The organism is Rahnella woolbedingensis (genome assembly GCF_003602095.1).
Lineage (GTDB): Bacteria > Pseudomonadota > Gammaproteobacteria > Enterobacterales > Enterobacteriaceae > Rahnella > Rahnella woolbedingensis.
In genome coordinates this window covers 185614-204954 of the sequence record NZ_RAHH01000001.1, presented here as the reverse complement: position 1 = coordinate 204954, position 19341 = coordinate 185614, and the positions used below count along the sequence as shown (strand labels likewise).

Annotated in this window: 16 protein-coding genes; 5 read left to right on the top strand and 11 right to left on the bottom strand. The window is 54.1% G+C overall.

Annotation, left to right across the window (positions count from 1 at the left end; all coding sequences use genetic code 11):
• Window positions 1–121: 121 nt before the first annotated feature.
• The 3 genes from xylH to xylF form a co-directional block, all read right to left on the bottom strand.
• Window positions 122–1258, bottom strand: a complete 1137-nt coding sequence (xylH, locus tag D6C13_RS00930) for a xylose ABC transporter permease XylH (RefSeq protein ID WP_244212608.1) — start codon at window positions 1256–1258, stop codon at window positions 122–124.
• Between the two features lie 55 nt (window positions 1259–1313).
• Window positions 1314–2855: a xylose ABC transporter ATP-binding protein gene (locus D6C13_RS00925; RefSeq protein WP_120130967.1), complete on the bottom strand. Its 1542-nt coding sequence runs from the start codon at window positions 2853–2855 to the stop codon at window positions 1314–1316.
• A gap of 65 nt (window positions 2856–2920) precedes the next feature.
• Window positions 2921–3913 (bottom strand): D-xylose ABC transporter substrate-binding protein, encoded by a 993-nt coding sequence (xylF, locus tag D6C13_RS00920; RefSeq protein ID WP_120130966.1) that lies wholly within the window; start codon window positions 3911–3913, stop codon window positions 2921–2923.
• A gap of 381 nt (window positions 3914–4294) precedes the next feature.
• On the opposite strand from xylF, the gene xylA reads away from it, so the two are divergent.
• Both xylA and xylB read left to right on the top strand, forming a co-directional pair.
• On the top strand, window positions 4295–5614 hold the full coding sequence (gene xylA / locus D6C13_RS00915; RefSeq protein ID WP_120130965.1) for a xylose isomerase: 1320 nt from the start codon (window positions 4295–4297) through the stop codon (window positions 5612–5614).
• Between the two features lie 91 nt (window positions 5615–5705).
• Window positions 5706–7157 (top strand): xylulokinase, encoded by a 1452-nt coding sequence (gene xylB / locus D6C13_RS00910; protein ID WP_120130964.1) that lies wholly within the window; start codon window positions 5706–5708, stop codon window positions 7155–7157.
• Between the two features lie 338 nt (window positions 7158–7495).
• Here the strand turns inward: xylB and lsrG are convergent, their stop codons facing one another.
• Genes lsrG through lsrA form a run of 6 tightly spaced genes read right to left on the bottom strand, consistent with a single transcriptional unit; the run spans window position 7496 to window position 13372 of the window.
• Window positions 7496–7786 carry a (4S)-4-hydroxy-5-phosphonooxypentane-2,3-dione isomerase gene (lsrG, locus tag D6C13_RS00905; protein WP_120130963.1) on the bottom strand — a complete coding sequence of 97 codons (291 nt, stop codon included), beginning with the start codon at window positions 7784–7786 and terminating at the stop codon, window positions 7496–7498.
• Between the two features lie 3 nt (window positions 7787–7789).
• A complete protein-coding gene (gene lsrF / locus D6C13_RS00900; RefSeq protein WP_120130962.1) occupies window positions 7790–8665 on the bottom strand; it encodes a 3-hydroxy-5-phosphonooxypentane-2,4-dione thiolase in 876 nt (291 codons plus the stop codon).
• A gap of 19 nt (window positions 8666–8684) precedes the next feature.
• Entirely contained in the window at window positions 8685–9686 is a 1002-nt protein-coding gene (lsrB, locus tag D6C13_RS00895) for an autoinducer 2 ABC transporter substrate-binding protein LsrB (RefSeq protein WP_425272685.1), read from the bottom strand.
• A 28-nt stretch (window positions 9687–9714) separates the two neighbouring features.
• Window positions 9715–10740, bottom strand: a complete 1026-nt coding sequence (gene lsrD, locus D6C13_RS00890) for an autoinducer 2 ABC transporter permease LsrD (protein WP_120130960.1) — start codon at window positions 10738–10740, stop codon at window positions 9715–9717.
• Window positions 10740–11816, bottom strand: a complete 1077-nt coding sequence (gene lsrC / locus D6C13_RS00885) for an autoinducer 2 ABC transporter permease LsrC (protein ID WP_120130959.1) — start codon at window positions 11814–11816, stop codon at window positions 10740–10742. The genes lsrD and lsrC overlap by 1 nt, the downstream gene beginning before the upstream one ends.
• Window positions 11810–13372 carry an autoinducer 2 ABC transporter ATP-binding protein LsrA gene (lsrA, locus tag D6C13_RS00880; RefSeq protein ID WP_120130958.1) on the bottom strand — a complete coding sequence of 521 codons (1563 nt, stop codon included), beginning with the start codon at window positions 13370–13372 and terminating at the stop codon, window positions 11810–11812. Before lsrA ends, lsrC begins: the two co-directional genes overlap by 7 nt.
• Window positions 13373–13603: 231 nt before the next feature.
• Here lsrA and lsrR point away from each other — a divergent pair, with 231 nt between their 5' ends.
• Window positions 13604–14578: a transcriptional regulator LsrR gene (gene lsrR, locus D6C13_RS00875; protein ID WP_120130957.1), complete on the top strand. Its 975-nt coding sequence runs from the start codon at window positions 13604–13606 to the stop codon at window positions 14576–14578.
• Between the two features lie 70 nt (window positions 14579–14648).
• Window positions 14649–16241, top strand: coding sequence for an autoinducer-2 kinase (lsrK, locus tag D6C13_RS00870; protein ID WP_167457965.1), 1593 nt, complete (start codon window positions 14649–14651; stop codon window positions 16239–16241).
• A gap of 119 nt (window positions 16242–16360) precedes the next feature.
• On the opposite strand, the gene kdgT is transcribed toward lsrK, so the two are convergent.
• Both kdgT and fsa read right to left on the bottom strand, forming a co-directional pair.
• A complete protein-coding gene (gene kdgT, locus D6C13_RS00865) occupies window positions 16361–17359 on the bottom strand; it encodes a 2-keto-3-deoxygluconate transporter (protein WP_120130956.1) in 999 nt (332 codons plus the stop codon).
• Window positions 17360–17629: 270 nt separating this feature from the next.
• Window positions 17630–18295: a fructose-6-phosphate aldolase gene (gene fsa / locus D6C13_RS00860; RefSeq protein ID WP_120130955.1), complete on the bottom strand. Its 666-nt coding sequence runs from the start codon at window positions 18293–18295 to the stop codon at window positions 17630–17632.
• Window positions 18296–18439: 144 nt separating this feature from the next.
• Here fsa and D6C13_RS00855 point away from each other — a divergent pair, with 144 nt between their 5' ends.
• Window positions 18440–19339: a glycyl-radical enzyme activating protein gene (locus D6C13_RS00855; RefSeq protein WP_120130954.1), complete on the top strand. Its 900-nt coding sequence runs from the start codon at window positions 18440–18442 to the stop codon at window positions 19337–19339.
• Window positions 19340–19341 lie beyond the last annotated feature (2 nt).

The window sequence follows — 19341 nt, the reverse complement described above, 5'->3', positions numbered from 1 at the left end:
AGGCTGATTGCGTTGGTCAATAACACAGCGCAATGGCTAAGGTTGATTTGGCATAGTGATTTTGTGAGGTTCCTCAGGTTTTCCTGCATTACCACTCAAAATCACCGCCGCAGCGGCGGATTTATGCGCGCCTTTTGGTAGCTGAATCCATCCAGACCGCCAGCAGCAGAATCGCGCCTTTAACGATGTACTGCCAGAATGTTGGCACGTCCAGCATACTCATACCGTTATCCAGAGACGCCATAATGAAAGCCCCCATCACAGCACCCGCAACACTCCCAACGCCGCCCGCCAGACTGGTTCCGCCAATGACGCAGGCAGCAATTGCGTCCAACTCAGCAATATTACCCGCCGATGGCGAACCCGCGCCCAGACGTGAACTGAGGATCAGACCGGCGATAGCCACCATCAGGCCGTTAATTGCAAATACCGCCAGTTTGCTGCGCTCAACGTTAACCCCGGATAACCGCGCTGCTTCGATGTTGCCACCGATGGCATAAATACGCCGCCCGAAAGCAGTCCGGGATGCCATAAACATCCCCCCCAGCATCAGTGCGACCAAAATCAGCACCGGCGTAGGGACGCCGCGATAATCGTTAAGCAGATATATTGCGCCGAGCGCAATAATGGCGGTCAGCGCCTGACGGGTGACATCATTTTTGGCCGCCGTCACCGGCAGCCCGAGAGCCGCACGCTGTTTGCGCCTGCGCCACTGCCAGCCGATAAACAACGCCAGCGCAACAGAACCGATACTAAAACCTAAGGTATCTGGCAGATAGCTTTGACCAATCAGCGACATCGCAGGCGTTATCGGTGACACCGTAGTGCCGCTGGTGATGCCGATCAGAATGCCGCGAAACGCCAGCATCCCGGCCAGGGTGACGATGAATGACGGCACCTTACGATAAGCCACCCACCAGCCGTTCCAGGCACCCAGTAACAATCCGAGCACCATCGTTACCACAATGGTCAGCGGCAATGGCCAGCCGAACCAGACGTCAAAAATCGCCGCCATGCCGCCGAGCAACCCCATCATTGAACCGACAGACAGGTCGATTTCAGCAGAGATAATCACGAACACCATGCCGACGGCCAGAATGCCGGTAATCGCAGTCTGTCGCAGAAGGTTAGAAACGTTACGTGCGCTGATATACGCACCATCGGTAGTCACGCTGAAAAACACGATAATTACCGCAATGGCTGCCAGCATGACAAAAACCTGAAGATTCATGCTTTTTAGCTTACTGGCCGACAACATGCCCTTTGAGCCGCTCTCATTAACAGTGGCGGAAGGGCTTCCTGGCTGGGGGAATTTAGACATAAGTTTCACTCCTCAATGCGGCTTCCATGACCTGTTCCTGACTTAAATTGTTATTGTCCAGACAGGCTTTCACCTGCCCAAGATGCATCACCACAACGCGGTCACTCAGCCCGATCACTTCGGGTAACTCTGATGAGATAACGATAATGGCCATTCCCTGTGCCGCGAGTTGCCCAATGAGTTTGTAGATTTCATGTTTTGCCCCCACATCGATTCCGCGCGTGGGTTCATCAAGAATGAGGATTTTGGGTTTAAGAAGCAGACAGCGCGCCAGAATGGCTTTTTGCTGATTCCCGCCGCTGAGCCTTCCGATTGCCAGTTCGGGAGATGAGGTTTTGATTTTAAGTTGTTTCACCGACTCGCTGATGGTGTGCTGTTCCTGCGCTTCCCGCAGAACACCGCCACCGCTGAACTGGCTTAAAGCGGCCAGTGTGATATTGCTGCCGACCGCCATCACCGGCACGATGCCGTCACGTTTACGGTCTTCCGGCACCATCGCCAGCCCGCGCCGCATGGCGTCACGACAATCGGTAATCTGCACTTTCTGACCTTCCAGCCAGACATCTCCTGACCAGCGCCCCGGATAGACCCCGAACAGACATTCCATCATTTCGGTTCTGCCTGCACCGACCAGCCCCGCCACACCCAACACTTCTCCCTGACGCAACGTAAAACCGGCGTTATCCACCCGTTTGATATGACGGTTAACCGGATGCCATGCCGTGAGGTTTTCAATGCGCAAAATTTCTTTGCCAATCTGCCGTTCACGCGACGGAAACAGCTCCGTGAGTTCACGGCCCACCATCATGGCGATGATGTCTTTTTCCGAAGTACCCTCTGCATTGCAGGTGGCAATATGGCGACCGTCACGAATGACACACAATTTGTCGGAGATGGCTTTTACTTCGTTGAGTTTGTGCGAAATATAAATGCAGGCGATATCGTGATGGCGCAAATCACGGATGATATCGAGCAAAATCGCTGTTTCGCTTTCAGTCAGCGACGCCGTAGGTTCATCAAGCACCAGCAAACGCACCTGCTTGTTGAGGGCTTTAGCAATTTCAACCAGCTGCCGTTGTCCCAATCCCAGCTCGCCCACCAGCGTATGCGGGTCGATTTCGAGTTTGACCTGTGCCAGCATACGCTGACACCGCAGATACATTTTGTCGGTATCGAGCATGCCAAAGCGGCCCCACTCGTTACCCAGAAACATGTTTTCCAACACGCTGAGCTGTTTCACCAGCGCCAGTTCCTGATGAATTATCGCGATCCCTTTTTGTTCGGTGTCACGAATGCCTTTTGCGCTCAGCCGTTCACCTGAAAAATAAATTTCCCCTTCAAAAGAACCGTGCGGATATATTGCACACAACACTTTCATTAACGTCGACTTTCCGGAGCCATTTTCCCCGCACAGGGATAACACCTCTCCTGCGGCCAGAGTAAGACTAATATTATCAACCGCTTTTACCGCACCAAATTTCTTGGTGATATTTCGCATATCCAGCAGGGGTAATTTTTCATATTGTTCTGGCATGTTTACCTCCAGCAAAAACAACACTTCGGCTGGAAGTGTTGTTTTTGTAGAAAAATACTGAAAAATTAAAGATTTGATTTCTTATGGAAACCGTCAGCCACCACTGTGCTATCAATATTATTTTTATCCACCTGGATCGGTGTTAATAAATAAGAAGGCACTTCTTTTTTACCGTTATTTAATGTCGCATTAGATTTTGGTGTTTCACCTTTGCCTAACTGCACGGCGATTTCAGCAGCATCATTAGCCAGTTTGGTGATAGGTTTGTAGACCGTCATGGTCTGCGTGCCCGCTTCAATGCGTTTGATCGCCGCGAGATCGGCATCCTGACCCGAGATCGCTACTTTCCCCGCCAACCCCTGTGCAGATAACGCCTGAACAGCACCACCGGCGGTCGCATCATTGGAGGCCACCACGGCGTCGATTTTGTTGTTGTTGGCGGTGAGCGCATTTTCCATGATTTTCAGGGCATTTTCAGGCAACCAGCCGTCAGCCCATTGATCACCCACCACTTTTATTTTGCCTTCTTTAATTAACGGATTAAGCACTTTCATCTGACCGGCACGGAAGAGCTTGGCATTGTTATCCACCGGTGAGCCGCCCATCAGAAAATAATTGCCCTGCGGTACGCGATCAACAAGGCTTTGCGCCTGAAGTTCGCCTACCTTTTCATTATCAAAAGAGATATAAAAATCAATGTCGGCGTTGTTAATCATGCGGTCATACGCCAGCACTTTAATACCTTCCTGTTTGGCTTCGGCAATAACGTTACTCAGCACTTGTCCGTTATAGGGAATGATCACCAAAACATCGACGCCCCGGTTGATCATATTTTCAATCTGCGCCATCTGCGTTTCTTCATTACCGTTAGCAGACTGAACAAAAACATCTGCGCCAAGCGTTTTGGCTTTAGCCACAAAAATATCGCGGTCTTTTTGCCAGCGTTCTAAACGTAAGTCATCAATAGCCATACCAATTTTAATTTCTTTCGCCAGCCCGGACTGGCTAAAAAGCACTAATGCGGCACAGGCGGAAAGAATTATTTTTTTCATTTTCATCATGTCAGACCTTTTATAAGAATAAGAAGAGGCAGATACAGAAGAGTTCGTACAGCAATGACAGAGGGATTGTTGACGCTGGGTAATTAATCGGCAATTGCAGATTTTAATCACAGCGTTACGATTTTTTGTTTATTTCAGGAATTATGATGGCGATCATGGTTTGCCTGTAATATGCGCACAATAAGACTTTTTATTATCGAGGCATCGTGGAAGTTGAATAAAAAGTAAGTAAAAACGGCTTATTTATGCGATCTACCGCACACTTAATAATTCTATTAAATTGAGTGTGAAATAACGTAATTGTGGGATCAAACATCTCCTCCGAAGATAGAGCCTCAGCCTCCCAGTCCCGCTGGGCCCGTTTTCAAGGAGTTTTCAATGCACGCATATTTCGACAAGCTTGACGCCGTTCGCTACGAAGGTGCTAACAGCACAAACCCGCTGGCATTCCGTCACTACAATCCTGAAGAAGTGATCCTCGGCAAAACGATGGCTGAGCATCTGCGTTTCGCAGCCTGTTACTGGCACACCTTCTGCTGGAATGGCAATGATATGTTCGGCGTGGGCGCATTTGACCGCCCGTGGCAGCAACCCGGCGATGCGCTTGAGCTGGCGAAACGCAAAGCGGACGTGGCTTTCGAGTTCTTCCAGAAACTGAATGTTCCTTACTACTGCTTCCACGATGTTGACGTCTCGCCGGAAGGCTCAACGATTAAAGAGTACGTGAATAATTTTGCCGCGATGACTGATGTTCTGGCGCAAAAACAAGAAGCCAGCGGCGTAAAACTGCTGTGGGGCACCGCGAACTGCTTTACCAATCCACGCTACGGAGCGGGTGCGGCTACCAATCCTAATCCTGAAATTTACAGCTGGGCGGCGACGCAGGTTGTTCACGCGATGAATGCTACCAAACTGCTGGGCGGCGAAAACTATGTGTTGTGGGGCGGCCGTGAAGGCTACGAAACCCTGCTCAATACGGATCTGCGTCAGGAACGCGAACAGCTGGGTCGCTTCATGCAGATGGTGGTTGAGCATAAACACAAAATTGGTTTCCAGGGCACCCTGCTGATTGAGCCAAAACCGCAGGAGCCCACCAAGCATCAGTACGATTATGATGTGGCTTCGGTTTACGGGTTCCTCAAACAGTTTGGTCTGGAAAAAGAGATCAAAGTGAATATCGAAGCTAACCACGCAACGCTGGCCGGTCACTCTTTCCATCATGAAATTGCTAACGCCATTGCCCTTGGGATCTTCGGTTCTGTCGATGCTAACCGCGGCGACCCGCAGTGTGGCTGGGACACTGACCAGTTCCCGAACAGCGTGGAAGAAAATGCGCTGGTAATGTATGAAATTATCAAAGCGGGCGGTTTCACCACCGGCGGTCTGAACTTCGACTCTAAAGTTCGTCGTCAGAGCACCGACAAATATGACCTGTTCTACGGCCATATTGGCGGTATGGACACCATGGCGCTGGCGCTGAAAGTCGCCGCCCGTATGATTGAAAGTCGTGAACTGGATAAACACGTTGCCCAGCGTTACGCAGGCTGGAATACAGAACTGGGTCAGCAGATCCTGCAAGGCAAAATGTCTCTGGAATCCCTGAGCAGCTACGCACAACAAAACGCACTGGCACCTCAGCACCAGAGCGGCCAGCAGGAACGCCTGGAGAATCTGGTTAACCGTTATCTGTTTGGTTAATCTCATACAATAAGCTGACGCCCTGCCCGCCTGGTGCGGAATCGCAGGGCGTAAATCGTTCTGGAAACGGGTTAACCGATAAGGGAAAAACATGTATCTCGGAATAGATCTTGGCACGTCTGGCGTCAAAGCCATTTTGCTTAGCGAAGAAGGTCGGGTGGTCGCCAGCCACAGTGAGGCGTTAACCCTTTCCCGTCCCCACCCTTTGTGGTCTGAGCAAAACCCGGCAGACTGGTGGACTGCGACAGACCGCGCGGTTTGTGCACTGGCTAAGCAAAATGCACTGCAAGACGTAAAAGCCATCGGCCTGACCGGACAGATGCATGGTGCAACGGTGCTTGATGGACAGCATCAGGTTCTGCGTCCGGCAATTTTATGGAACGATGGCCGCAGTTTCAGCCAGTGCCAGAAACTGGAAGCGGATGTTCCTGATTCCCGTCAGATAACCGGCAATCTGATGATGCCCGGTTTTACGGCACCGAAACTGCTCTGGCTGCGTGAAAACGAAGCCGAATTATTCGCGAAAATAGACAAGGTATTACTGCCAAAAGATTATCTGCGCTGGCTGATGACCGGCGTATTTGCCTCCGATATGTCAGATGCCGCAGGCACGATGTGGCTCGATGTGGCAAAACGCGACTGGAGCGACAAACTGCTCAGCGCAACCGGACTGACGCGCAAACACATGCCAGCGCTTTTTGAAGGCAATCAGATCACCGGTCAGTTACTGCCAGAACTCGCCTCCCGCTGGGGAATGGACTGTGTGCCGGTGATTGCCGGGGGCGGTGATAATGCGGCAGGCGCGGTCGGTGTCGGATTATACAAAACCGGCCAGGCAATGCTTTCCCTTGGCACATCCGGCGTGTACTTCGCGGTCAGCGACGGTTTCCTGAGTAATCCGCAGCAGGCGGTTCACAGTTTCTGCCATGCGTTGCCGGACACCTGGCATCTGATGTCGGTCATGCTCAGCGCGGCTTCCTGCCTGGACTGGGCCGCAAATCTTACCGGTACCGCATCGGTCGGTGAGCTCATTAGTCTGGCGCAAAAAACCAAACCCGCCGACTCGCCGGTCTGGTTCCTGCCCTATCTTTCCGGTGAACGCACCCCGCACAATAATCCGAACGCCAAAGGAACATTGTTTGGCCTGACGCATCAGCACGGCCCTGCCGATATTGCCCGCGCCGTGCTCGAAGGTGTGGGATTCGCTCTGGCAGACGGAATGGACGTTCTGCACGCCACCGGTCTGCAACCGCGCAGCATCACCCTGATTGGTGGTGGTGCCCGCAGCCCTTACTGGCGGCAAATGCTGGCGGACATCAGCGGTAAAACGCTGGAATACCGCACCGGCGGTGATGTCGGCCCGGCGCTGGGCGCAGCGCGTCTGGCACAAATTGCCATGAATCCCGGTAAACCTCTGGAACAGTTCCTGCCGGAACTGGCACTTGAGCAAGTGCACGAACCGGATGCTGATATGCACACGGCGTATGCCGAGAGGAGGAAAGTCTTCCGGGAGTTGTATGTGAGGCTGGAAGGGTTGATGTAATGGCGGATTGGCCATCAGGGCAATGTCAATGAAGGCCTGACCGAGAAGATTTCGGGTTCTCAAGTGCTGCGGTCACCTGATGCACAGTGCCGAAACCGACCAGAGGAGAGGTGGAAAACCGCGCGTCATTTTGCGCGGGTTGTAACCTGAACGTAGGGTACCGCGGAGCGGCGGGATTTTGCGGCTATCACTGCGATACCTGAAACATAGCCTGCAAGCAGAGCGCGCAGTGAAAGAGCCGGAGATTCTTAAGAGGCGCGGCGATAGGCGCCTCTTAAGGCCAGTTTGGTGGCAGCCCAAGGCGTTGGTGTTGACCTTGAACCAAACCAGTTTTGACCTTACGAATATATCCCTTTAAAAGAAGTTTTCTTCCTCGGCCCCGACATGATCCCCTCCAGCGCTTCAACGCATTTCAGATAATGCGGTGTTTTCTTGTGTGCCAGCACGGCATCGTTATCCTGATAGGCCTCGTAGATAAAGAACCGCGTCGGTACTTTCTCGTCCTGCAACACATCAAATCTCAGATTTCCGGGCTCTTTCACCGCGCCGAGGTGGTTGGCGTGAAACACTTCCAGAAACTCATCCACCTTTTCCGGCTGAACATTAATTTCGACCAGCGTCACTTCCATGATTCACCCCTTTTCACTCAGGAACAGTTCGTATGCGTGCGCCACGCTGGCGTTTTCATGCACCACCGCTTTTACGGCTTTCAGCATGGCAACCGGCGATTCGGACTGGAAAATATTACGCCCCATGTCCACACCCGATGCGCCCTGATCGATGGCTTTGAAGCACATCTCCAGCGCCTCGCGTTCCGGCAGTTTTTTACCGCCAGCAATCACAATCGGTACCGGACAGCCCGCCGCGACGCGTTCGAAACCTTCATCGACGTAGTAGGTTTTGATGATGTTCGCACCCATTTCAGCGGCAATTCGGGTCGCCAGCGAGAAGTAACGCTGGTCGCGCGCCATGTCTTTACCAACGCCGGTCACTGCCATGGTCGGCATTCCGTAACGCATCCCCTGATCCACCAACTGGATGATGTTTTTAATCGACTGATGTTCATATTCGCTGCCGATATACACCTGCGCCGCCATTGCCGCGACGTTCAGGCGCAGCGCGTCTTCTATCGCGACGGCGACGGTCTCATTGGAAAGCTCAGTCAGAATCGAGTTACCCCCCGAGGCGCGCATCACGACGGGTTTATTAACTGCCGCCGGCACCACACTGCGCAGCACCCCACGGGTACACATCAGTACATCGGTATGTGCAAACAACGGCGCAATGTTGATGTCGATACGCTCAAGGCCGGTCGTCGGGCCCTGAAAATAGCCGTGGTCGAACGCCAGCATTACCGTTCTGCCGGACTCCGGATTGAAAATACGCGCCAGCCGCGACTGCATTCCCCAGTCAAGCTGACCGCTGCCTTTGAGGAAAAACGCGTGATTGTCCTGCGGCGTGCCGATGCCGAAGTTCTTGCCGTCTCTGATATCGTCCAGATCTGCCATTTTCTTTTCTCCTTATTCGTCAGAAGTCGTATTTACCAATATTGTCTTTGGTGAAGACCACGCGTTCCGGCAGTAAAACGATGCCGTTGCCTTTGGCCTCATACTGGTAGCCCTGCACGCTGTTCGGCACCACTTCCACCGATCCGACGTTTGGCACATCCAGTTTGTCACCCACGTTGAGCTCGCCTTTTTTCAGTAACTGATCGGCGACGTAAACCGAAATTTTGCCCTGGCTGACCACGTCCCACAGGCCGAACTGTTTCACCGTGCCGCGTTCAACGTACGGGCGCATGACGTTCGGCGTACTGAAACCGACAATGGTCACGTTGGTGCGTTTGAGGTTTTCAGCGGCCTGCGCGGCAGCCGGTAAGGCATTGGCGTCAGGCGCAATAATCGCATCCAGATCGCCGTAGGATTTCAGGATCCCTTCAGCGGTTTGCAGGGATTTGGTCGCATCGTTATAGCCATATTGCGTGGTCACGATTTCCCAGCCTGGATGCTCTTTGGCGATTTTGGCTTTCGCCTCTTTCACCCACTGGTTCTGGTCGGTCACCGTCGGGCTGGAATAGAAAAACGCCACTTTGGCTTTTTCTTTCTTCACCTGGCTGGAGGTCATATCCACCAGCATTGAGCCAAGCTGTTGTGGTGTGCCCTGATTGATGTAAATCGAGCGGCATTCCGGTTTGGTGTCGGAATCCCAGGTCAGCACTTTTACACCGCGTTGCATGGCGCGTTTCAGTGCCGGACACAGGCCGTCGGGGGATACCGCCGCAACCACAATCGCGTTGTATCCCTGATTGACGAAGTTGTTGATCATCTGCACCTGCCCGGAAACGCTCGGTTCTGTCGGGCCGTCATACGTTACGTCCACCCCCAGCTCTTTGCCTGCCGCCGTCGCGCCGTTGCCGCCGCTGGTGAAATAGCCGACGCCTACCAGTTTGGGAATAAACGCGATACGTTCGGCCGCCTGCGCACTCAGGCAGGCCAGGCTGACGGCACTGGCAATCAGTAAGGTTTTCATTGTGTTGGCTTTCATCATTAACCCCGGCTTATTTAGAAGACGTCAAGGAAGGAGAAGGCGCAGACCAGCGCTGGCGATAACGCTGGAAAACACTGCGGATAAGACCACGATTGAGGCTGGCGGAACGGCCGATGACCACCAGGATCAGCAGCGCACCGGAAAGTGCGCTGGAAATCTGACTGGAAACGCCAACCATCTGCAAGCCCTGCTGGAGATACCCGATCAGCAGCGTCGCCAGCGCCGTGCCGAGAATAGAACCGGAACCGCCGTAGATATTGGCACCGCCAAGCACTACCGCCGTGATAGCGGGCATCAGCAACGCGTTGCCAAGATCTGAACGGGCTGAACCAAAATAGGATGTCATCAGAATGGCGGCGACCGCTGAAGCCAGGCCGGTCATACCGTACAGCGCAAAAGCGGTGCGGCTGACCGGCAATGCGCCATAGCGTGCCACACGGGCATTCTGACCAATGAGAAAAATGTTGCGACCGGTGCGACTGCGGTGCATCAGCAGCCAGAAAAACAGCGTCGCCAGCAGGAAGGTCACCAGCGGCATCGGCAGTCCCAGCACCACCCTATTGGCGAAATTGGTAAACGCGTCAGGGAAATTACCAATGCCCTCGAAACCCGTCGCGCCCGCCAGCCCGGAAAGCAGTAAGGCGCTGCCGCCGAACAGGTAGAGGGTTCCGAGCGTGATGACCAGCGGATTGACGCCGGTATAAAGGATCAACGCGGCATTGAGCAAACCACAGGCAGCGCCCAGCGCCAGTGTGAGGATAATCGCCAGCGCCAGCGGAACACCGGCCTGACACAGTACGCCGAGCGCGATGGCACATAACCCGATGGTGGAACCGAAGGAAATGTCGATGCCGCCGCTGACAATCACCAGCGTCAGCGGCAATGCCACAATCCCGATGGTGATGAAATCACTGGTGCTGAACAACAGCGTATTCGCATCCAGCATGCGCGGATTGGCAAAACCGAACAGCAAGATTTCGATGACCAGCAGCGCCAGCAGTGCGATTTCCCAGCCATATTGTTGAAGTTTGTTCATCACATCACCCCGCTCTTTTTACCGGTACTTAACCGGCGGCTGACATTTTTCTGTTGCTGAGATTTACGTTCCGCGGGTTTCTTCTGAGGCGGCGGAGTGGCCGTCAGGAAGCGCGAATACTTCTGACGCCGCAGGTTTTTCTCCAGCGCCTGCCTCAGTCTGCCGTCAAATACCAGCACCGCCAGCAGCACCAGCCCGGCGATAAAATCGTTCCACCAGGCCGGAAGGCGTAGCAGCACCAGCACGCTGTCGATTTGTGTCAGGAAATACGCGCCAAGCACCGCACCGAGCAGGGAACCGGTGCCGCCGAGCAGGCTGATCCCGCCCAGTACGCAGGCGGCGATGGCTTTCATTTCCAGCCCGCTGCCGGTCTGGTTAGGCACGAACCCGATTTGCGATGCGAAGACAATGCCTGCGATAGCCGCCATCATGCCGTTGATGCCAAACGCCAGTATGCGCACGCGATTGACGGCGACACCGAGCTGCCGTGCGCCCTGCAAGTTGTCACCCACGGCGTAAAAGCTGCGGCCAAATGCTGTGCGGCTGAGCATCCAGAACATCACCACCAGTAAAACAATCACCAGCCAGCCCAGAGATGAAATGCTGAGGAACGCCGGTTCGGATAACGATTTGAGTCCGGCGGGTAAACCTTCAATCCATTTGCCGCCGGTCATCAGTAACATCAGCCCGCGGTATAAACCCAGCGTGCCGAGGGTGGCGACAATCGCCGGAATACGCAGCCAGGCCACCAGTACGCCGTTGAATAATCCCGCCAGCAAACCGGTGCCGAGAGTTACCAGACAGGCCAGCGGCAGACTCAATCCGCTGTTAAGTAAAACGCCCAGCGTCACGGCGCACAGACCGGTAATGGAACCGACCGAAACATCGATGTTGCGGGTCAGCATCACTACCGTTGCGCCCATCGCCAGCAACATCAGAATTTGTGCGCTGCCGAAAATCATGCCCAGCGTCTGAAAGCTGAACGACTGACTGTCCATCGCGCCGAGTAACGCAAACAGCGCGATAATCGCCATCAGCGCGGTCAGTTCCCGGTTGTTTTGTATCCGTTTCAGCATGAGGATCCTCCGCTAGCCGCAGTCCGGGAGTGGTTACCAAACGCGATGTGCATAATGTTGCTGACGTTGATTTCGCTGCCCTGCAGCTCGCCGCTCATTTCACCCTGATGCATGACAAATACCCGGTCGGCCAGCCCTTCTATTTCATCCAGATCAGAAGAAATCAGGATAACCGCCACGTTCTGTTCAACGACATTGCGCAGCAGCTGATAGATATCGGCACGCGCCGACACATCTACCCCGCGCGTCGGTTCATCGACAATCAGCACGGCTGGCTGGGCTTCCAGGCATTTTGCGATCAGCAATTTCTGCTGATTCCCGCCGGAAAGCGTGCGGGCGGTTTGCGAGCCGTCGCGATATTTGATCCCCAGCGCACGGTGATAACGTTCCAGCACCGCCGCCTCGCGTTTGATATTCAGCCACCAGCTCTGACGGTTGAAAGTCAGGGAGGTTGTGTTCCAGCTCAGTGGCGCATCCAGATAAAGACCGGACGCCTGCCGGTCTTCCGGCAAGTACACCAGCCCTTTCTTCAGGCGTTGTAAGGTGCTAAGTCCGCTGATGTCTTGCTGCATCAGGAAGACCTGACCGCTTTGTGCACCCCGCAGGCCATACAACGTTTCCGCCAGTTCGGTTCGCCCTGCCCCGACAACGCCTGCCAGCCCGACGATTTCCCCGGCGCGGGCGCTAAATGAAATATTGATAAAGCCTTCACCGGTCAGGTTTTGCACCTGCAATACCGGCTCGTTGCTGGCTGGATTGCGCCGTGCTCCCGGCAAATCCAGCCACAGTTTCTGTTCAGCAGGTAATGCAGCCGCCTGTGTTTGCGGCGTGATGGCGGCAATCAGTGCATCGTTATCCAGCTCCGAAAGCGCGCCGCTGAGCGCAATTTTGCCGTCGCGCATCACGCTGACCCGGTCGGCAATGGCGCGGATTTCCGGCAGTTTATGCGAGATAAACACCACGCCGACGCCCTGCGCCGTCAGATGGCGAACCTGCGTAAATAAGCGGGCGGACTCCGCGGGTGTCAGCGAAGCCGTCGGTTCGTCGAGGATCAGCAACCGGGCATCGCGCATCAGCCCACGCAGGATTTCTACCAGTTGCTGATCGGCCACCTCCAGCGTTCCGGCCAGTGAACCGAGTGGCAGATTGCAGCCCAGTTCAGACAGCGATTGTTGCAGTTTTTTCTCGCTGGCCTGATGCGCAGGCAGACGAAACAGAATGTTTTCACGCACGCTGAGACTCGGAAAAAGCATCGGCTCCTGCGGCACCAGGTAGATACCCGCCTGATGCGCTTTTGCGGGTGTCAGCGCCAGCAGCGGCGCGCCGCCTGATAACATTTCGCCGCGATCGGCAATCTCGACCCCGGCGATAATCTTCATCAGCGTCGATTTGCCCGCGCCATTCCCGCCAAGCAGCGCATGCACCTCACCGCGATGCAGGCTGAAATCGATGTCTTTCAGCACTGCGACACCGGAAAAGCTTTTACTGACACCGCTGACCTGCAAAAGCAGGTCCGGGGATTGTGCGTCTGCTGCTGAGTGATCGCCTGAATGCATACGCTGGCCTCGGATGAGATACATTAAGTGAACAAATGTATTTATTGTTTAATAATGTTCATAAAGCTAGTCCGTGGTGACACGGAAAACTTTTGCCCTGATCACAGTTTGTTCAACTCATATACTCTGCGTTATGATTCAGGCAGGAATGATTTGAAATTTGCCAAACACATCACAGTTAACAACATTTCGTTAACGAACAATTGATCTACATTTTGATAAGTGTTCACTATGAATGACAAAACAACGCTTTCCGATTTGACTAACCATCCGGAATTCAGCATGGGTGAAGAGGAACTGCTGGCACGCACCGCGTGGTTCTATTACCACGACGGCCTGACCCAGAATGAGATTGGTGAACGGCTCGGGCTGACGCGGCTTAAAGTGTCGCGTCTGCTGGAAAAAGGCCGGCAATCCGGGGTGATCCGCGTACAAATTAACTCGCGTTTTGAGGGCTGTTTGTCGCTGGAAAACACGCTGTTTGAGCGCTTTGGATTGCAGCAGGTACGTGTGCTGCCCCAGCTTGCCGATGGCTCGCTGAGCGCACGTCTGGGCGTCGGCGCGGCACATATGCTGATGACGATGTTAAAACCGCAGCAATTGCTGGCAGTCGGATTTGGCGAAACCGCCATGAGCACGTTGCAGCATCTGAGCGGATTTATCGCCTCGCAGCAGATCCGCATGGTGACGCTTTCCGGCGGGGTCGGCCCTTACATGACCGGCATCGGACAGCTTGATGCGGCCTGTGGCGTCAGCATTATTCCGGCACCGCTGCGCGCTTCATCTGCCAGCGTGGCAGCAATATTTCGCCAGGAGCGCAACGTCCATGACGTGATGCTGACGGCCTGCGCAGCGGATATTGCCGTTGTCGGCATCGGTTCGCTAAATCAGAAACAGGAAGCGACGATATTGCGCTCCGGTTATATCAGCGAAGGCGAACAGTTGTTATTTGGCCGCAAAGGCGCGGTCGGCGACATTCTCGGTTTCTTTATGCAACGTAACGGTGAGCTGGCGGAAAACATGGCAATCCACGACGAACTGATCGCCGTCGCACCGGACGAACTGGCCAGCATTCCGACCGTATTAGGCGTGGCAGGCGGTGCCGAGAAGGCAGAAGCGATTGTCGCCGCACTGAAAGGCAAACGAATAAACGCACTGGTTACTGAAGAGAGCACAGCAAGAGCCATGCTGGCGCTGCTCGGCTGACCCGCAGGGAGTAAGGGGTGTGGCGGTCAGGTAACCGGTGCCCGATAAACTGGCACGAGAGAACGTAGCGATGACCTCTACCCTGAACTCTGACGAAGATCGTAGCTATTTAATGGCGCTGGATGCCGGTACCGGCAGTATCCGGGCGGTCATTTTTAATCTTGAAGGCGAGCAGATTGCTGCCGGACAAGCTGAGTGGATCCATCTGGCGGTGCCGGATGTCCCCGGTTCGATGGAGTTTGACCTGCAAAAAAACTGGCAACTGGCCTGCCAGTGTATCCGTCAGGCGCTGCATGAGGCGCATCTTCCTGCTTCCGCTATCCGTGCCGTCGCCGCCTGTTCCATGCGCGAAGGCATCGTGCTCTACGACAAAGCCGGTGAACCCATCTGGGCGTGCGCTAACGTTGATGCCCGCGCCAGCCGTGAAGTCTCTGAATTAAAAGAAATCCACGATTTCGAATTTGAACGCGAAGTGTATGAATGTTCCGGCCAGACGCTGGCACTGAGCGCCATGCCACGGTTGCTGTGGCTGGCACATCATCGCCCGGACATTTACCGTCAGGCGGCCACGGTGACCATGATCAGCGACTGGCTGGCGTATATGCTCAGCGGCGAACTGGCAGTGGATCCTTCCAATGCAGGCACTACCGGCATGCTGGATCTAGCCACCCGTAACTGGCGGCCTGAGCTGCTGGATATGGCGGGTTTACGCGCGGATATGCTTTCGCCAGTGGCCGAAACCGGGACACGACTCGGGTATGTGACTGCTGCTGCGGCAGACGCATGCGGCCTGAAAGCCGGAACGCCGGTGGGCATGGGCGGCGGCGATGCCCAGCTCGGCACGCTCGGCCTCGGGCTGGTACGCCCCGGCCAGACGGCGGTACTCGGCGGCACCTTCTGGCAGCAAATCGTCAATCTGCCGCAGGCGATCACCGACCCGGAGATGAATATCCGCGTCAATCCGCACGTCATCCCCGGCATGGCGCAGGCTGAGTCGATCAGTTTCTTCACCGGCCTGACCATGCGCTGGTTCCGCGATGCATTTTGTACCGAAGAAAAAACCATGGCACATCGTCTGGGTGTGGATGCCTACAGTTTGCTGGAAGACATGGCTGCGCGGGTACCTGTTGGTGCCTGGGGCGTCACGCCGGTGTTTTCTGATGCGATGCATTTCAAGAACTGGTATCACGCTGCACCGTCTTTTATCAATCTTTCCATCGACCCGGAAAAGTGCAACAAACCGGTGCTGTTTCGCGCGCTGGAAGAAAACGCGGCCATCGTCTCGGCCTGTAATCTGGATATGATCGCCTCATTTTCCGGCGTGCGAGCCAAATCGCTGGTGTTTTCCGGCGGCGGTTCGAAGGGCAAATTATGGTGTCAGATTTTAAGTGACGTAACCGGCGTTCCGGTTAATGTGCCGGTAGTTAAAGAAGCCACCGCACTGGGTTGCGCGATTGCCGCCGGTGTCGCGGCAGGTGTGTATTCATCGCTTGCTGAAACTGGCGAAGCGCTGGTGCGCTGGGAACGGGAATATCAGCCGGATGTGGCTAATCATGCAAAATATCTGGTGCAGAAAGCCAACTGGCAGGAGGTCTATGCGGATCAGCTGAGGCTGGTAGACAGGCAACTGACGACATCGATGTGGAAAGCGCCAGGACTTTAGGCTAATTCCTGACAACTCCCTCCCAGCCTCCCCCTTCGCAGGGGGAGGAGCAAAAGAAAACCCATAAGCAGCTTCATATTCATCCTTCTGCGAAAGGGAGGAATAAGCCAAATCCGGAGTTATTTCACACTCGCCATCGGCGGATCCATCGCCACTTTGCCTTTCACCGCTTTGCTCTTGACTCTTCTTGACCACATCGCTGTAAGAATCGGAACCAGAATGGAAGTCACGATAACTGACGTGGCGACCAGTGCGGTGGCGGCCGGGGCGATAGGTTTAAACTGTGGCACCATTTCTGCGATCAGTACCGGAGTGGCGACAGCAGCACCGGCAGAACTGGAGGCTGCCACACCGGCTGTCCCGTCACCGCCTCCGATAAATTTATCCGCCAGCATCAGCGGGATGCCAGTCACTACAATAACGGAAAGACCCAGCAGAATTCCCAGCAGACCTGTCTGTGCAATCACGTTCAGATTGATGGTGCAACCGAGTGCAAAACCAAAGAACGGGATCAGTGTTTTAATCGCTTTGCCGAAGAATTCACGCAGTTCAGGATCCAGATTGCCCAGGCCAAAACCAATCAGGAAAGGCAGAACGGCGCCGACAAAAATGTGCGGTTCAAAAGAGGCAATACCCGCCGTGCCAAGAATGATCATAGTCATCAGCGGACCGGATTCCAGCGACATCAGCACGAAGGCGCTCGCCTCTTCTTTCGTGCCATATTGCTCCATCACGGAAGCGTATAAGCCGCCGTTGGTCATGTCCATCGCCGCAACCAGCGCCAGTACCGACAACCCGGCGAAGAAGCCAAACTCAACGCCGTTTTCCGGCATGAAGCGTGAGGCTATCGCAGCAACAATCCAGGCAACGGCAATTTTGGTGACGACCAGTGTGCCGGATTTACGCAACACGGTGCCGGTCGCGCTGATTTTAATCGATGCGCCCATACAGAAGAACCAGACCGCCAGAATAGGCACCGTACCGGTCATCAGGCCATTGGTGAAAGAACCGAAATATTTCCCCGAGTCCGGGGCAAAGGTATGACACAGGGCGCCGAGGAACAGAGGCACCAACATCATGCCACCGGGGATTTTTTCTATCGCTCTTTTAATGTGCATATTATTCACCTGATTTAAATGTAACGGACTTTGGAATGACGCTACGTTATCCATTTCTCGGAGTGATAAAAGTGATTCAAATCATAAATTGAAACGATGTTTCTATTTTTTAGATCGGTAGTTTTAATAAATTAAATCGTCAATATTTAATTTCGGTAGGAAATCACATTTTCAGATTTTTCTTTGGGAGTTTTCACATCGGAAAAACAAAAAACCCGCAGCAGTCGCCTGTGCGGGTTCGGTATTGCAGGTGTGTTATTGCAAAAGAGATCAGCTGATTGACGTGGTTCCGAAGGCCTGACGCCAGTCGGCATCAAATTTTTCAACTGCCGCCTGCACCGCCGGAGTATCGAGCAGTTGTTCCGCGACATCGACCGGCAGAGTGATTGACTGACAACCGGCCAGCAGACAATCCATTGCCTGACGCGGCGTTCTGAAACTGGCGGCCAGCACTTTGGATTGCGGCGCATGAAGGTTCAGCAGGGTCTGCAACTCTTTGACCATCGCGATACCGTCGCCGCCCTGCGCATCCAGCCGGTTGACGTAAGGCGCGACGTATTCAGCCCCCGCAAGCGCCGATAACAGCCCCTGACCTGCCCCGTAAACGGCAGTGCCAAGGGTCGGGATATTCATACCTTTCAGCTTTTTAATCGCGGCCAGCCCTTCAGAGGTTACGGGGATCTTGACCACCAAACCTGATACGCGCTGCGTCAGTAACAGGGCTTCCGCGACCATCTGCTCGGCATCAGGCGCCATCACCTGTGCAAATAATTTGCCATTACCCCCCAGCGCATCGCGCAACGCAGGCAACACTTCCCACAGCGGTTTACCCGCTTTCGCCACGATGCTCGGATTGGTGGTCACCCCCTGCAACGGCAATATTCGTGAAAGACGTTTGACCGCAGTCACATCAGCAGTATCGAGATACAACTCCATAACTCTCTCCTTAAACCTGTGAGCAAATGCAAAGTTCAGAGAGTGTACCTCTGCAAGCAGAAGGTTTGTTGATCATCATCAAAATTACTTTCGAATGAAAGTGTGTAAATTACGAAAGAAGAAAAGACACAAAGGAGTGTCGAGATGATTTTCAATGTGCAGCGTTATTCCACACATGATGGCCCCGGCATCCGCACGGTGGTGTTTCTCAAAGGCTGTTCGCTGGGATGCACCTGGTGTCAGAACCCGGAAAGTCGTTCTGCCGGACACGATATTTTGTTCGATACCCGCTTGTGCAGCGCTGGATGTGATTATTGCGCGCAGGTTTTTCCTCATGCCGTCACATTTGAAAACGGCAGGATCAGTGTCCGGCAGGAAAGTTTTACTGTGGCGGATTTATGTCAGATAGAACAAACCTGCCCTTCCGGCGCGCTGAGCGTGTGCGGCGATGAGGTGGAGATCGATGCACTGATGCAACAAATTTTGCGTGATAAGCCTTTTTATCAGCGTACCGGCGGTGGCGTGACGCTGTCCGGTGGCGAACCTTTTATGCAGCCGCAAACAGCACGGACGTTACTGCAACGCTGCAAACAGGAAGGTTTGCATACGGCCGTGGAAACCTGTCTGCATGTGCCATGGAAATACATTGAGCCCTCTCTCGGCGCGCTCGATCTCGTGCTGGCGGACTTAAAACATGTCGCCGGTGAACCTTTTAAACGCCTGACCGGTGGCTCGGTAAAACGCGTTATGGATAATTTCCGTCGTCTTTCTGCTGCCGGACAAAAGCTCATCGTGCGCGTTCCGTTGATTCCTGATTTCAACGCTGACCGTATTTCCATCCGCCAGATTGTCGATTTCGCAGCGGAGGAAACTGGCTGCGAAGCCATTCACTTTTTGCCATATCACACGCTTGGCATCAATAAATACGCCCTGCTCGGGCAACCTTATCTGGCTTCTCGCCAGCCGCTAAATGACCCTGACCTGCTGACGTTTGCCGAAGAGTACGCCGCACAAAAAGGGCTATGTTCACAGTTAAGAGGATAAGA